Below are 14,832 nucleotides of genomic sequence, written 5' to 3' on the forward strand. Positions count from 1 at the left end.
GAACCAGGTGGTGATCACTGCCGTACCTGGTGGTGAATCCCCCGAAACGCACGAACCTTTCCCCCGAAGGGCATGCCATGGCCAACCCCGCGGTACCCCCCGGCCCGCGCCGGCTGCTTTCCCTGCTCGCGGTGTGCCTGCTGAGCGTGGCCTCTCTGCTGTGCGGCGCTTCCCTCGCTTCGGCGCAGGGTGAACTGAGCCCGAGCGACGAGGAGATCCTGGTCAAGGTGCGGCTGGCCGGGCTGTGGGAGGGCCCGATCAGCCAGCTGATGTTCGAGCGCTCGACCAACCCGAAGGTCAAGGACGTCGGCAAGCACCTGTCCGAGGAACACGCGGTGCTCGACGGCGAGGTGCAGAAGACCGCCGCGCAGGTGGGTGTGAGCCTGCCCAGCCAGCCGACCGCGCAGCAGCAGGGCTGGATGGACGAGATCTCCGGCAAGACCGGCGCCGACGCCGACCGCACCTACGTCAACCTCGCCCGCGCCGCGCACGGCACGGTCTTCCCGCTGGTCTCCACCGTGCGCGCGACCACCAAGAACGACGCGGTCCGCTCCTTCGCGCAGAAGGCGGTGAACGCGGTGATGCGTCACATGACCCTGCTGGAGAGCACCGGGCTGGCCCGCGCCGACTCGCTGACCAGCGCCCCGGCCCAGTCCGCCGCCCCGGCCGCCGCACAGGGCCAGCAGGCGGGCGTGGCTGGCAGCCGGTCGGTGACCAGCGCCGCGGTGCAGAACACCGGTGACGAACTGGGCTTCGGCAGTGTGGTGCTCGGCGTGCTGGCCGGACTGGTGGCCATCGCCGCCACGCTCGGCCTGGTGCGCTGGTTCGGCGCCTACCGCCGCGGCTCCCGCCACGCGGGCGACTGAGCCCGCCGCCACCCTTCAACGGAGCGCTCCGCGCCCGCTACCGAAGGCGCAGACCCGAGTTCTCCCGATCCGGAGGCAGACACTCCATGCCCGACCCCCTGCTCCTGCAGGTCGCCACTTCCCCGCACGACGCCGGTGTCCGCGAGATGGCAGCCCTGTCCGCGAGGATGTCCTACGTCGCGATGTGCCTGACGCTGTGCTGGGGCGTGCTCACCGCCACCGGCTGGGTGCGCCGGCTCAGCGGCCACCACGCCCTGCGCGGCGGCCACCAGATGCTGGCCTCGTTCACCATCGCCACCGGCGTCACGCACGCGGCCGCGTTCCCGTTCCTCGACGACATCGACTTCGGCCTGACCAAGATCCTGGTCCCGTTCGCCGACGGCGGCCTGGCGCGGCACGCGCTGGGCATCCTCGGCCTGGAGCTGATGGTCGCCATCGCGCTGACCGCCGGGCTGCACCGCACGGTGAAGTACCTGAACTGGCTGCGGTTCCACCAGCTGGCCTACCCGGCGGTGGCGATGACCGTGGTGCACGCCTGGTTCGGCGCCGCCGCCAACGGGCACCTCGCCCTGCTGTGGCTCGGCGGCATCACCCTGCTGGCGCCGGCGCTCACGCTCAGCGTGCTGCGCCTGATGCCACCGAAGCACCTGGTCCGCATCGGCCTGCTCGACGCCCCGCCGGTGGGCCCCGCGAAACCCGGCAAGGCCGTGGTGATGCGGGTCAGCGTGGACAACCAGCGCTGCCGCCGCTACGGCATCTGCCAGGCGGAGGCGCCCGACGTCTTCCAGCTCCGCGAGGACGGCCGCCTGCGCTACACCCGCAATCCCAACGCCGCGCAGAACGACCAGGCGCAGGCCGCGGCCCGCGCCTGCCCGATGCGCGCCATCCAACTCCAGGGGGTCGATCAGTGATGAGAGCCAGACAATCCGCCGAGCGCATCGTCATCGCCGGTGCCGGCCTGGCCGGGCTGCGCGCCGCCGAGCGCCTGCGCGAACTCCGGTTCGACGGCGAGATCGTGCTCATCGGCAGCGAGCCGCTGCGGCCGTACCACCGGCCCGCGTTGTCCAAGGGCTTCCTCAGCGGCGCGATGAGCCCCGGTGACCTGCGGTTGCAGCAGTACCAGGAGCTCGGCGCGGTCTGGCGGCTCGACACCACCGCGCTGCACCTGCAGCCGCGGCGGCGGGTGGTGCACCTGCCCGGCGGTGAGCAGATGAGCTACGACGGCCTGATCATCGCCACCGGGGTCGAACCCAAGCGCGCGGCGAACATCCCGCACGGCCACCCGCGCGTGGTGGTCATGCGCACGCTGTCCGACGCGCAGCGGCTGCAGAAGAACCTGGCGGGCACGCGTGGCCCGGTCGCGGTGATCGGCGGTGGGTTCACCGGCTGCGAGATCGCGTCCAGCCTGCGTGAGATGGACCGCGAGGTGACCATCATCGGCCGGTCGAAGAACCTGATGGGCAACGTGCTCGGCGAGGACCTCGGGGAGCGGCTGACCCAGCTCCACCGCGACCACGGCGTCCGGCTCGCGCTGGGCGCCTCGATCCAGGACTGGCTGCCCGGCCACACCGGCATGGGAATCCGGCTCTCCGACGGGCAGATGCTCGTCGCCTCCTGCGTGGTGGCGGCGGTCGGCACCGTGCCCGCGGTGTCGTGGCTGCGGGGGGCCGGGCTCCGGATCTCGGACGGGGTGGTGTGCGAATCCACCTGCCACGTCATCGGCGCGGACGACGTGGTCGCCGCCGGTGACGTCGCCCAGTGGCCCAACCTGCGCTTCGACGCGGTGCCGCGGCGCGTGGAGCACTGGCTCAACGCGATCGAGATGGGCCGGGCCGCCGCGGAGAACCTGCTCGCCGGACCGGCCGCGGCCAAGCCGTTCACGCCGATGCCGCGGTTCTGGTCCGAGCAGCACGGGGTCCGCATCCAGGCCGCCGGGGTGCCGAAGCTCGGCACCGACACGGTGGCCCTCAGTCCACCCGCCGGGGGCGGCCGGACCGTGACCGGATATGTCCGGGACGGCCGCCTGCTCGGCGTGGTCGGGATGAACAGCCCGTCGGCGGTGCTGGCCTGGGCGGCGGACCTGGACCGGCAGTGCCCGGTGCCGGGCGAGCTCGAGGTGCCGGACCGGCCGGTGTTCAGCACGGGAGAGATGAGCCGGGCGAGGATCCTCGCCGGCCGGTAGACGAGGGGGACTCCAGTGTCGGCTCGACACGGCGCCGGACAGCGGCCGCGGGGCTCCGGGTCCTGGCGGGCCGCCCGCCGGGGTGCGGGCGGCCTGCGTCGCGCCACCGTGCTCTGGTTGCGCGATCTCGGCGAGCTCGGCAGGCGGGCCGGGCTCGCCACCACGGTGGGCAAGGTCGCCATGGGCGCGGTCGGTGCCCTGCTCGTGGTGGGCGCGCTGAACTGGTGGGGCGCGGACAGCGAGGACGTGCCGCAGCCGGTGGCGTCCGAAACGCTGGAGACCTCGGAAGCGCTGGTGAAGCCACCCGAACTCGCCTCGGACGATCCGAGCGCACCGGACATGGCGCAGTTGGACGAAGGTGTCCAGGCGCCGGAAACCGACGCCGAGGAGACCATGCCGCTGCCGCCCGCCGGGTCCGGCAAGGCGGTGAAGCTGGTCGCGCGCGACGTGCCGTCGATGGGCGAGACGGTGACCGACGGCAGCGGCGCGGTGCTCTACCGGTTCGAACGGGACCGGACCGGGCCGCCGAAGTCGCTGTGCGAGGGCGACTGCGCGAAGACCTGGCCGCCGGTGCTGACCGAGCGGCAGGCGACCGTGGAGGGCGTCGCGCCGGAGCTGGTCGGGACCGTGCGCCGGGCCGACGGCAGCTGGCAGGTCACCCTCGCCGGGCGGCCGCTGTACCGGTTCGCCGGTGACCGGACGGCCGGTGACTGGAGCGGGCACGGGCGCGATGGCCAGTGGTTCGCCGTGCGCCCGGACGGCGAACGCAACCAGCGCGCGGCCGCCGCGGGCGGGTGAGTACCCTGGTGCGCTGGACGAGCTGGCAGGGCGGCCGCGTGATCCGTTCCCCCAGGGGAGCGGGTTTCGAGGAAAGTCCGGACTCCGCAGGGCAGGGTGGTTGCTAACGGCAACCCGGGGTGACCCGCGGGACAGTGCCACAGAAAACAGACCGCCCGGCCGTTCGCGGCCGGGTAAGGGTGAAACGGTGGTGTAAGAGACCACCAGCGTCCCGGGTGACCGGGACGGCTCGGTAAACCCCACCCGGAGCAAGGCCAAGAGGGAGCGCGAGCTCCTGCGCAGGCGATCGAGGGCGGCCCGCCCGATGCCTGCGGGTAGGCCGCTGGAGCCTGCCGGCGACGGCAGGCCGAGATGGATGGCCGCCCACCGCGGCCCCGGTTCGCCGGGGTCCGTGGGGACAGGATCCGGCTTACATGCCAGCTCGTCCTCTTCTCCGGTTCCTGGACCGCCCTACCCGGCGGTAGCCTGCGGGACATGGAACTCGCCGAGGCCAAGGAAATCGCGTACCGCTGCCACCGCGTGCTCGAGCCGCTGCACGCGATGATCTACTTCGCCCCCGAAGCGGAGGAACGCTTCACCGAGGTCGGCCTGCGGCCGGGCCGGATGGGCTACTTCGCCAGCCGGTCGGCGCCGATGGGCGCGGTCGGCCCCGGCCCGGTGGCCGCCACCTTCTTCAACTTCAACCCGGAACTCGTCGCGCGCTTCATCCCTCGCGCGTGGACACTGGCCGACCCGCGCGAGGTGCTCGCGGCCCGCTTCGCCGCGGCGGACGCTGCCCTGCGGCGGCTGCTCGGAGACGAGCTGGCCGAGTCCGAAGTGGTCGCCGAAGCCGCCGAGTTGGCGCGCGAGGTCGCCGACGGCTGTGTGCCGGAAGGACGCCCGCTGTACGCCGCGCACGCCGACCTCGACTGGCCCGACGAGCCGCTGCTGGTGCTGTGGCACGCGGTCTCGCTGCTGCGCGAGTTCCGCGGTGACGGGCACATCGCCGCGCTGGTGGGGGCAGGGCTGAACGGGATCACCGCGCTGGTCACGCACACCGCGACCGGGAAGGGCTTCCTGGAACCGGCGGCGAAGAAGAGCCGCGGCTGGTCGGACGAGCAGTGGGACGCCGCCGCGGACTACCTGCGCACCGAAGGGATCCTGGACGCCGGCGGGGTGCTCACCGAGCAGGGCCGTCAGCTGCGGGAGGGCATCGAGGACACCACCAACTTCTCGGCCGCCTCGCCCTGGAGCCGCTTCGGGGCCGACAAGGCGGACCGGCTGCACGAACTGGGACGGCAGCTGAGCCGCACCGCCGTGAAGAACGGTGCCTTTCCCGGCAACGTCTTCGGCACCGGTTCGGAGAAGGCGAACTAGGCCCGTACGCACGAAAGAGGCCCGGGGCGGCGGATGCCCCGGGCCGTACGGGAAGGCCACCGCGACCGAGTCGGGGGACGCCGCGGTGGCCTTACCGGTAACGGAGTGCTCGTGCGTGGAAGTGTCCTGACGGGGCCCTCCTTTCTACTCGTTGCAGGTGCGGCCGGAGTTGATGCAGTCCACGACCCGGTTCATGATCGCGTTCGACATCACGTTGGCGAAGTCGTCGTGGTCGGAGAAGGGGTTGTGGTCCTCCTCCGGGAAAGCGTCCACTTTGTACTGCCCGGCGACCTGGATCTCGCGCGGGATCTCGTAGGTGAGGCTGATCCGCAGCTGCGGCACGGCGGTGAACCCGTCCTCGCACTGCCCGTTCTCGTTGGGGTAGACGATGTGGGTGCGGTGGTTCGCGCTGTCGATGTTCTCCCCGTCCCAGCAACTCGGGAAGTCGTGCACGCGCATCACGTCGCTGCCTTCGGGGCAGATCGTGTACTTGTCGATGCGCACCTGGTCCTCGAACCCGCTGCAGGTCCACGATTCCTGCGCGTTGCCCGGCCCGTTCGTCGTGACCTTCGCGTCGCCGTAGAGCACGCGGAGGAACTTCGGCATCGCCTCGACCTCGGTCACCGGGCTGCCGCGGAAGGTGATGTCGACCTTCGCCGGGCGCTGGATCTCGCCCTCGTTGCCGGGCAGCTCACCGTTTTCGTCCTGCGGGGGCAGCGCGGGATCCTCTTCCTGGCCGCCACCGTTCTCGTCGCCGCCCTGGCCCTGGTCACCGTCCTGACCCTGGTCGCCGCCCTGGTTCTGGTCGCCCTGGTCGCCCGGCTGCTCCTGGCCCTGGTCGTCGCCCTGGCCACCGTTCTGGTCCTGGCCACCCTGGCCCCGGCCACGCTGGTTCTGGGCGCCCTGCTCCTGAGCACCTTGCTCATCGGCGGCCTGGCCGTCCTGCTCCTGGGCCCCGGCGTCGGCGGCTCCGGCATCGGCGGCGTCGGGCTCGGCCGCCTGCTCGTCCTGGTTCCCGGCCTGCCTGCCGTCCTGGTTCCGGTTGCCGCTCTGGCCGGCCTGCTCGGCTTGGGCTTCCTCGGCGTTGTCCTGCTGCTGTTCGGCTTCGCCTTCCGCCGCGTCGTCGGTGTCGATCCGGACGACCGGCCAGAAGTACGCGGACTTGTCGCCGTTGGCGCAGGTGGTCCCGGCGGCCTGCAGGCTCTGGTTGTTCGAGTCGGCGTCGGTGGACAGGTTGCCGACGTAGTCGTGCAGGTGCTGGGCACCGTTGCGGACGCCGGGCTGGGCGATGAAGTTGTCCGGGTTGAAGTGGCCGTTCTCGTTGCGGCCGCAGTCCACGGTGAAGGTGCCGCCGGAGGCGCCCTCCTGGGCTTCCGGCTCGTTGACGTTCGGCTCGACGGTGGTGATGTCGACGAACTGGCTCTGGTCGGGGTTGTCGGCACTGGCCTGCGGGGGTGAGCCCGTCGTGGTGAAGACGGCCAGCGCACCGACCGTGAGCACCGCCAGGCCGAGGCCTCCGGTGGTCAGTTTGGCTTTGCGGGAAACGCGGTGCCTTCCCTCGTAGCTGTCTCGGGCCATCGACTGTGTCACCTCATGTTCGGCGGAAGTGGGTCCTGGGGGCGCGCCGCTCGGGGATACGGCCGTTCCGCGCGCGGTGGACTGAAACGAGGCCTGTTCGTTATCCTGCTGTTATAAACTCATCGCCGCAGCTAGGCGGCCGGAGCAAGATCACCGAGAAGAGCGCCGGATGACCGAAAGTGAAGGAAAGCGAGCCGTCTCCGTCGCGTCCGCGACGTTGTGGCTGTTCGAACGGGTGAGCCCGCAAATGTGAAGTCCTGGTGAAGGGTGTTCACGCGATGGAGGCCGGAGAGGGGACCGAACGGGGCATGCCACACTGTTCCCGGCGTGATCCGCCACCCAGCTCGGCCACCCGGAGTAGCCAAAATCCTCGCGTGTGAGTGAGTCGATTCGCACACTAGGAAATCCGGGTGGACTGGGTTAATCCTGGACGTCCCGGCAACGATGATGGAGGGGATGGGTATCGGTGAGAGTGGTCCTCGTCCGCTGCGTGCGGGAGCGGACGTGGAGCGGGCAGAACCGCAGGGCGCCCTTTGACCCCCACAACTCGCGGCGCCATCATGATTCTCGCGCACAGTAGTAGGTTCGGCACGTTCGGCGATCACGGTGGGCCGGCGGACCCGGGCCCGTCCCGGCCACGTCCCGCTGTACTCAGGAGTTAAGCGATGACCACCATGACCCTCGCGGCCCTGGCCCAGGATGGCGAACTGGGCACCAAGGGCGTGCGCGACTGGATGATCGAGAACATCATCCCCCTTGTCCTGCTGGCCGTCGCACTGCTGCTGCTCTGGCTGGGTGGTGGCAAGGGTGACAACGCCGGGGTGATGCGGCGCCTGGCCGGGGTGGTGATCGCACTGGCGATCATCGGCCTCGCGGTCAGCGGCCTCGGCGTGGACGTCGGCGAATGGATCGCCGGCTTGTTCACGGGCTGAGGCACCCGTGCGCATCCGAACCGACGACGAGGTCTACCGCGTCGACGCAGTCTGGCTCGGCCCGCCGAAGGCTACTTTCCCCTGGCGGGCGCGTTATGTGGCCTGGGCGGTCGGGATCCCGGTCTTCCTCGTGGTGCTCACCATCGAACGCCAGCTCGGCTTCGGTTTCGGCTTCTTCTCGACAGCGTGGGCGTTCGTCGCCACCATCGTGATCACGCGGCTGATCACGGCCAAGATCAGTCACGAACGCCCGCTGGGCGCCGTGCTCACCATGTGGGTGCGGGAACTGAACACACCACGTGAGCGCAGCACCGGCAACGGTGGGGCGGTCAGCGCGAGCAAGGTCCGGGTGCGGGCCGAACGGCCCCGGCCCCGGGGTGCTCGCGGACGAGCCAGCAGCACCCGAGCGCGTCGCGGCGGCACCCACGCCGTGGCGGGGAGGTAGTCGTTGTCCGGTCGCGGCGGTAGCCGAGGTAAGCGGGACCAGCGCCCCGTCCAGCCCAAGGGCAAGGGCGGCGGGCGGGGCCGCAGACTGCCCGGGGAGCAGGCGGTGCCCTCCTACACCCCGTCGATCGCCGCGCGCAGCATCGACGGGCACCTCCTGCGCACCGGGCACGAGGTCTACGCCTGGTACCGGCTGGCGCCGCAGCGCTGGTCGTTCCGCTCGGACTCGCAGCGCCGCGACCTGATCGCGGCCATCGCCGGGCAGTACGCCGAGCTCGCGGGCCGCTGGCTGCACCTGCGGGTGACCAACCGGCCGTACCCGATCCGGATGTGGGCCGAGGCCCACGTGCACAACGCGCACGACCGGCCCAAGGACACCCCGGGCGCGCTCTCCTTCGACGACTACCTGATCGGCGAGCAGCAGCAGCTGATGGGCCGGTCGATGGCGGAGAAGGAGGTCTACCTCGGCGTCCAGGTGCAGACCCGCCGGGCGGTGGACCGCGCGGTCGAGCGGGCGGCGCCGTTGCTGCGCAAGATCCTGCCCGAGGCCGTGGACGCCGAGCTGATGGCGCTGGACTCCGAGGTCGAGCACCTCGACCAGGTGCTCGGCTCGGCCGGGCTGGAGGGCAGGCCGGCGCACGCCGACGAGATGTCGTGGCTGATGCACCGGTCGTGCTCGCTGGGCCTGCCCGCGCCGCGGAACATGCCCGCCGTGCCCGGGGCCGCCTGGGAGCCGGAGGACCTGGCCAGCTTCACCGACGCCGCCGACTTCCACGCCGACCCGTACGCCCCGACGGTCACCGTCCGCGGGCGCACCGGTTCGAACGCCGGGGTGACCCGCAGCGTCGCGGTGCTGACCGTGGGCCAGATGCACGGCCTGCAGATCCCGGAGATCGACGACCCCTGGGTGCAGCACGCCGACCGGCTGCCCGCTTCGGTGGAGTGGTCCGCGCGGATCTACGTGCGGCGCCCCGAAGAGGTCGCCGGTGAGCTGCAGCGCCAGATGAACAAGGTGCGCTCGCAGGTCAAGCACTACACCGACGAGCACGAGCTGGAGCCACCGCAGTCGCTGGCGCGGCAGGCGTCGCGCGTGCTCGAGATCGACGACGAGATGACCTCGGGTTTCACCGCGCTGGCCACCCGGGTGCGCTCGTGGTGGCGGCTGGCGGTGTCCGGGCCGACCGAGCGCGACGCCCTGCGCCTGGCCCAGCAGCTGCTCGACCTGTACAAGCCGAAGATCGCCATCGAGCACCCCGAAGCCCAGTACGCGATGGCCAGGGAGTTCATCCCCGGCGAGCCGCTGGCCTCCGGTGCCTACACCCGCCGCGGTTCGGTGGTCTGGGCCGCGGCCGCGGTGCCGACCGCGACCGCCGAGGTGGGCGACCGCCGCGGCATCCTGCTCGGCGAGACCTGCACCGCGACCCGGCGCCCGGTGGCCTGGGACCCGTGGATGGCGCAGGAGATCCGCGACGGTTCCGGCCTGACCGCGATGGTCGCCGGCCTCGGTGGCGGCAAGTCGTTCCTCGGTGGCGGGATCGTCTACAAGACCCTGCGTGCCGGGGCGCACTGGACCATCCTCGACCCGTCCGGCCCGCTGTCGCGCCTGTGCGACCTGCCGGAGATCCGCCCGTACGCGCGGCCGATCAACCTGCTCAACGCCGAACCCGGCATCCTGAACCCGTACCGCGTGGTGGCCGAGCCGCTGCTCGAACACTTCATGGACGAGGACGACCCCGAGCGCTCGTGGCGCCGGGAGAAGGCGCTGGCCGGTGCGACCCGGCGGCGCCTGGTGCTGGACGTGCTGACCGGTGTGCTGCCCTACGAGGTAGCCCGGATGCCGCAGAGCCGGATCGTGCTGCTGCGCGCGGTCCGCGCGGTCGGTGGCCGGTTCGACGCCGACCCCGGCCAGGTGATCGACGCGCTGCGCCGCGACTCCAGCGAGCACCACGAGCACGCGGTGGTGGTCGCGGACTTCCTCGACGAGATGCGCGAGCGCATGTCGCTGCTCATCCCCGAGCAGAACGAGGACCCGTACGCGGAGACCCGCGACGACCGGATGACCGTGCTGACCATGGCCGGGCTGACGCTGCCGAAGGACGGGGTCGGCCGCGAGCACTGGACCGACGCCGAGGCGCTCGGCGTGGAGATGCTGAACCTGGCCGCGTGGCTGACCCAGCGGTCGGTCTACGAGCGGCCGAAGGAGCTGCGCAAGGGCGTCTGGATCGACGAGGCGTTCTTCCTCTCCGAGGTGCCGACCGGGCGCGTGCTGATGAACCGCTTCGCCCGTGACTCGCGCAAGTGGAACGTCCGGGTGCTGCTGTCCTCGCAGATCCCGGCGGACTTCCTGCGCATGCAGGGCTTCGTGGCCCTGCTCGACTCCGTTTTCGTCGGCAGGCTCGACGACGACGACGCCCAGGCGGACGCGCTGCGCCTGCTGAAGGTGCCGATCGGCGTCGGCTACGAACAGGTGGTGGCCGCCCTCGGCCGGCGCCCCGGCGCCCATCGCGACACCGAACGCGACCGGGAGCCACGGCAGTTCATCTTCGGCGACGGCGCCGGTGGCGTGGAGCGGATCCGGGTCGACTTCTCCGGTCCGCACCTCGAGCACCTGCGCAACGCGATGGACACCACGCCGGGTTCGAAGGAAGCCACCGGCACCGGGCACTCGCGGCCCGCTCCCGCTCCGGAACCGGAGCCCCGCCACGTCCCGGTCCCACCGGACGACGACTCCGCCGGGTACGCGGAGTCGGACTTCGAACTCGCGGCGGAGCTGGAGGTCGGGTTGACCGAGGAGCAGGTGCTGTCCGAACCGGTGCCCGGTGGGCCGGAAACCGACGGCGGGAACGGCAACGGCCGCGGGCCGGACGGCGGCGGCGGCGGGGTGCGGGCCTCGGCCGGCTCCCAGGGTGGTCCGGGCCGGGACGCGGCATGAGCCACCTCCGGCGAGCGGCGGCCACGGCCCGCCGCGGGCACAGGCGAGCGCGCGGCGCGGCGGTGGGTGACGCATGATCACCGTCCTCCTGCTCCTGGCGACCGCCGGGGCCTGGCACCTCCTGCGCCGCCGCAAGCGGCGGGAACCCTCCCCGGTCCGGCGCAAGCGCGCGGCCATGCTGATGGTGGTGGCGATCCTCGGCATCCAGGCCGTGGTGACCGCCCCCCAGGCCATGGCCGCCGAATGCGGCGCCGCCCCCAACCCGGAACGCCCCGGCTCCGGCATGGTCGGCGCGATCGACCCGCCGCGCCAGCACGGCCTCGACGGCAGCGCCTACCTCGACTACAGCTACGCCGGCATGGTGTGGCACGTCTTCGAGACCAACTGCAGCCCGATGGCCGGGCTGACCGACCCCAACTCCACGATCGACACCTGGGGCGGCAACCAGCTGTTCAACATCGCCAAGAACATCGTCGGCGCGACCAACTCGCTGCACTACACGGTGATGGAGGACGGGCTGCTCAGCCCGATCTACAACGCGGTGAAGTCCGGCGCGGAGAAGGTCTACAACAACATCTACGCGCAGCTGTTCGGCCTGGCCGCGCTGGTGCTGGCGATCATGATGTTCCGCAACATCTGGCGCGGCGACCTGTCCACGGTCAGCAAACGCGCGTTGTTCGCGCTGGGCGGGGTCTGGCTGGCGGCGTCCTCGCTGGCGCTGCTGCGGTACCTCGACCCGATCGACGACGCGATCGTGAAGACCACCAGCAGCATCCAGGCCGGGTTCGTCGACGCCAACGACGCGGACACCATCGCGCACGAGGTGCTGCCGACCAACCTGCACGAGCGCGTCATCTACGACAACTGGCTGCGCGGGGAGTTCGGCGCGCCGGACGCCGAGCAGGCGGAGCAGTTCGGCAGGCCGCTGCTGGACGCGCAGGCGTTCACCTGGACGCAGATGAACAGCGACCAGGACGCCGACCAGGCGGTGACCGACGCCAAGAAGGGCGAGTTCAAGAACATCTCCACCCAGCTCGGCCCGGCGACCGGCTACTTCACCGGTGAGGACGGCAGCCGGACCGGCGCCGGGTTCCTCGCCTTCCTGCAGAGCCTGGTGTATTCGCTGTTCCAGCTCTTCGCGAAGGCGGCGGTGCTGCTCGCGCAGGTCATCCTCCGGTTGTTCACGCTGACCGCGCCGCTGATCGGGCTGGTGGCGATCCTGCACCACGACATCCTGCGCCGCGTGGCTCGGGTGCTCGGGGCGGTCGCGTTCAACCTGATCGTGCTGTCCGTGCTGGCCGGGGTGCACGCGCTGCTGCTGCAGGCGATCTTCGACGCGGGCAACTCGCTGTCGATGCTGGTGCAGATGGCGATGGCCGGGCTGGTCACCATCCTGCTGTTCCTGGTCGGCCGCCCCGGGCGTCGGCTGTGGCAGATGGTGGAGATGTCGGTGAGCATGGTCGGCTCGGCGGTACCCACCCCGCGTGGCGGGCTGTTCTCCCGCTTCCGCAAGAACAACGGCGAACCCAGCCCGCAGGACGAGTTCTGGCAGAACGTCCGCGACACCGACGAGACCACCGGCACCGACCAGCGCGGGCCGATCGGCGCGACCGCGGGCGGTGGCCGCTTCCGCCCGGAGGCGACCGTGTTCGCCACCGCGCAGCGGCTGGACAACGCCAACCTGGCCACCCGGCCCGCGGCGGCGTGGTCCGGGGCCATCCCGGGCGCGCTGCCCAACGCCAACGGCCACGCCGAGCTACCGGCCGGAGCCGGTGGCATGCCCGTGTTCGGCGGGTTCGTGCCGGGCGGCACCACGCCCGGCAACCAGCTGCCGCAACCGGCCAGCCGCCGGGTGGACACCTCGCCGGTGTTCGACCGCGGCTGGGACCGCGGCGACGACCCGGAACCGGTGGTGATCCCGTCCCGGATGACCCCGGGCGCCGGGCCACAGCCGGAAGCGGCCTACGCGCCACCGGTCGCCGCGCCGAGCATGCCGGCTCCGCGCCAGCCCCGCCGCGTGGACGCGGAGGTGGTCGGCGGCAAGCCGGTGCACGTGATCTACCGCCCTTCACGCGGGCTCGAGGTGCGTGAAGACCTTCGTGACACCGACCGTGCCGTGAGGGGGTAACCGATGCCGATTCGCACGAACCGCGGCCGGGCCGCGGTCTACCGCAGGCTGTGGGGCTGGCCCCTGCGCTCCACCACCCACCTGACGATCTCGCTGGTGGTGCTGGCCGTGCTGATGATCGCGGCCGGTGTGCTGATCCCGAAGGTCATCGGCGACAACAACCCGCGCACCGGGCGCGCCGGGCAGATCTCGGTGAACCCGGACGACGGCAAGGCCGCCGCGCCGGGTGGTTCGTCGCGGACCACCTCCGGCCCGTTGCCGACGCGGCTGTCCGAGCCGCGGGAGTCGCCGACCACGGCCCCGCCGAACGGTGACGCCATGCGCGTGGCCGAGCAGTTCGCCGCGGCCTGGGTGAACCACCCGCAGGGCATCACGAACGAGCAGTGGCTGGCCGGGCTCAAGCCGTTCAGCACCGACGAGTTCCTCCCCACGATGTCCACTGTGGACCCGGCGAACATCCCGGCCACCCGGATCACCGGGCAGCCGGTCCCGATCACCTCGCTGACCAGCTCCTTGGAGGCAGAAGTGCCGACCGACGGGCCCAAACTGTCCATCACCGTGGTCAGCACGAACGTCGGCTGGCGGGTATCGGCGTTCGACCAGGCGGGCTGAGCCGTGAAGGTCGGTGTGCTGGTCGGGGTGCTGGTCACCGTGTTGTTCGCGGCCGTGGTCACCACCGGCACGGTCGCGGTGGTGGTGGACAACCAGCAGGAGCAGCAGGCGCTCGGCGTGGTCAACCTCAGCTGCGACGCGGCGATCGGCCCGACGCAGCCCGGCCAGCAGGGCAAGGGTGCCGCGGACGCGGGCAACCTCAAGGACGAGCAGCTGCAGATCGTCACGCTGATCATCACCATCGGCAAGCAGCGACAGCTCTCCCCGCGTGCGTGGCAGATCGCGATCCAGGCCGGGATGACCGAGTCCGGCCTCCGCAACCTGACCTACGGCGACCGCGACTCGCTGGGCATCTTCCAGATGCGGCCGTCGATGGGCTGGGGCACGGTCGCGCAGGTGACCGATCCGCCGTACCAGGTCAACAAGTTCTACGACGTGCTGCTGGCGGTGAAGGGCTGGGAGACCATGCGGCCCGGCGAGGCGGCGCAGGCCGTGGAGCGCTCGGGTTTCCCCGATCGGTACCACAAGTGGGAACCGATGGCCGTGCACCTGGTGGAGAACGTCGGTGAGGTGGTCGACGCCGCCGGCTGCGGCGAGGGCACCGGCGCGGTCCTGCCGCCCAGCCAGACCGCCGCCAAGGCGATCGAGTTCGCCTTGGGGGAGCAGGGAAAGCCCTACGTCTGGGGCGCCACCGGGCCGAACTCGTACGACTGCTCGGGCCTGATGCTCCGCGCGTACGAGGCGGCGGGCGTCACCCTGCCGAGGGTTTCGCGGGACCAGTACAAGGCGGGCGCGATGCTGCCGGTGGAGCAGGCGCAGCCGGGCGACCTGCTGTTCTGGGCCTACGACCCGTCGAACCCCAAGACCATTCACCACGTGGCGATGTACCTGGGTGATGGGAAGATGGTGGAGGCGCAGCAGAGCGGCGTCCCGGTGCACACCAGGAAGGTTTCCTGGGACGAAGGCGAGCTCGTCGCCCAGGCCGTCCGGCCGGGCGTTTAAGG

General features: G+C 71.5%; 12 protein-coding genes and 1 other RNA gene. 12 read left to right on the forward strand and 1 reads right to left on the reverse strand.

Features of this window, described 5'->3' with window-relative positions:
- Positions 1-77 precede the first annotated feature (77 nt).
- From JOM49_RS12025 to JOM49_RS12050, 6 genes are all read left to right on the forward strand, one after another.
- Positions 78-866, forward strand: a complete 789-nt coding sequence (locus JOM49_RS12025) for a DUF4142 domain-containing protein (RefSeq protein ID WP_209664376.1) — start codon at positions 78-80, stop codon at positions 864-866.
- Between the two features lie 86 nt (positions 867-952).
- Entirely contained in the window at positions 953-1,777 is an 825-nt protein-coding gene (locus JOM49_RS12030) for a ferredoxin (protein WP_209664377.1), read from the forward strand.
- Complete coding sequence (locus JOM49_RS12035; protein ID WP_209664378.1) at positions 1,777-3,048, forward strand: NAD(P)/FAD-dependent oxidoreductase; 1,272 nt, start codon at positions 1,777-1,779, stop codon at positions 3,046-3,048. The genes JOM49_RS12030 and JOM49_RS12035 overlap by 1 nt, the downstream gene beginning before the upstream one ends.
- Before the next feature lie 15 nt (positions 3,049-3,063).
- Positions 3,064-3,846 (forward strand): COG4315 family predicted lipoprotein, encoded by a 783-nt coding sequence (locus JOM49_RS44040; RefSeq protein WP_209664379.1) that lies wholly within the window; start codon positions 3,064-3,066, stop codon positions 3,844-3,846.
- An 18-nt stretch (positions 3,847-3,864) separates the two neighbouring features.
- Positions 3,865-4,274: RNase P RNA component class A (rnpB, locus tag JOM49_RS12045), an RNA gene on the forward strand.
- A 46-nt stretch (positions 4,275-4,320) separates the two neighbouring features.
- A complete protein-coding gene (locus JOM49_RS12050; RefSeq protein ID WP_209664380.1) occupies positions 4,321-5,202 on the forward strand; it encodes an SCO6745 family protein in 882 nt (293 codons plus the stop codon).
- Positions 5,203-5,346: 144 nt separating this feature from the next.
- On the opposite strand, the gene JOM49_RS12055 is transcribed toward JOM49_RS12050, so the two are convergent.
- Positions 5,347-6,780, reverse strand: a complete 1,434-nt coding sequence (locus JOM49_RS12055; RefSeq protein WP_209664381.1) for a DUF1996 domain-containing protein — start codon at positions 6,778-6,780, stop codon at positions 5,347-5,349.
- Positions 6,781-7,445: 665 nt separating this feature from the next.
- On the opposite strand from JOM49_RS12055, the gene JOM49_RS12060 reads away from it, so the two are divergent.
- The 6 genes from JOM49_RS12060 (at position 7,446) to JOM49_RS12085 (ending at position 14,830) form a co-directional block, all read left to right on the forward strand.
- A complete protein-coding gene (locus JOM49_RS12060; protein WP_209664382.1) occupies positions 7,446-7,712 on the forward strand; it encodes a hypothetical protein in 267 nt (88 codons plus the stop codon).
- A 7-nt stretch (positions 7,713-7,719) separates the two neighbouring features.
- Positions 7,720-8,157, forward strand: a complete 438-nt coding sequence (locus JOM49_RS12065; protein ID WP_209664383.1) for a hypothetical protein — start codon at positions 7,720-7,722, stop codon at positions 8,155-8,157.
- A gap of 3 nt (positions 8,158-8,160) precedes the next feature.
- Positions 8,161-11,088, forward strand: coding sequence for an ATP-binding protein (locus tag JOM49_RS12070; protein ID WP_209664384.1), 2,928 nt, complete (start codon positions 8,161-8,163; stop codon positions 11,086-11,088).
- Between the two features lie 73 nt (positions 11,089-11,161).
- A complete protein-coding gene (locus JOM49_RS12075; protein WP_209664385.1) occupies positions 11,162-13,216 on the forward strand; it encodes a magnesium transporter in 2,055 nt (684 codons plus the stop codon).
- A gap of 3 nt (positions 13,217-13,219) precedes the next feature.
- Positions 13,220-13,828 carry a hypothetical protein gene (locus JOM49_RS12080; protein ID WP_209664386.1) on the forward strand — a complete coding sequence of 203 codons (609 nt, stop codon included), beginning with the start codon at positions 13,220-13,222 and terminating at the stop codon, positions 13,826-13,828.
- Positions 13,829-13,831: 3 nt separating this feature from the next.
- On the forward strand, positions 13,832-14,830 hold the full coding sequence (locus JOM49_RS12085) for a C40 family peptidase (RefSeq protein WP_209664387.1): 999 nt from the start codon (positions 13,832-13,834) through the stop codon (positions 14,828-14,830).
- Positions 14,831-14,832 lie beyond the last annotated feature (2 nt).

Origin of the sequence: Amycolatopsis magusensis (assembly GCF_017875555.1) — a bacterium.
GTDB classification, from domain to species: domain Bacteria; phylum Actinomycetota; class Actinomycetes; order Mycobacteriales; family Pseudonocardiaceae; genus Amycolatopsis; species Amycolatopsis magusensis.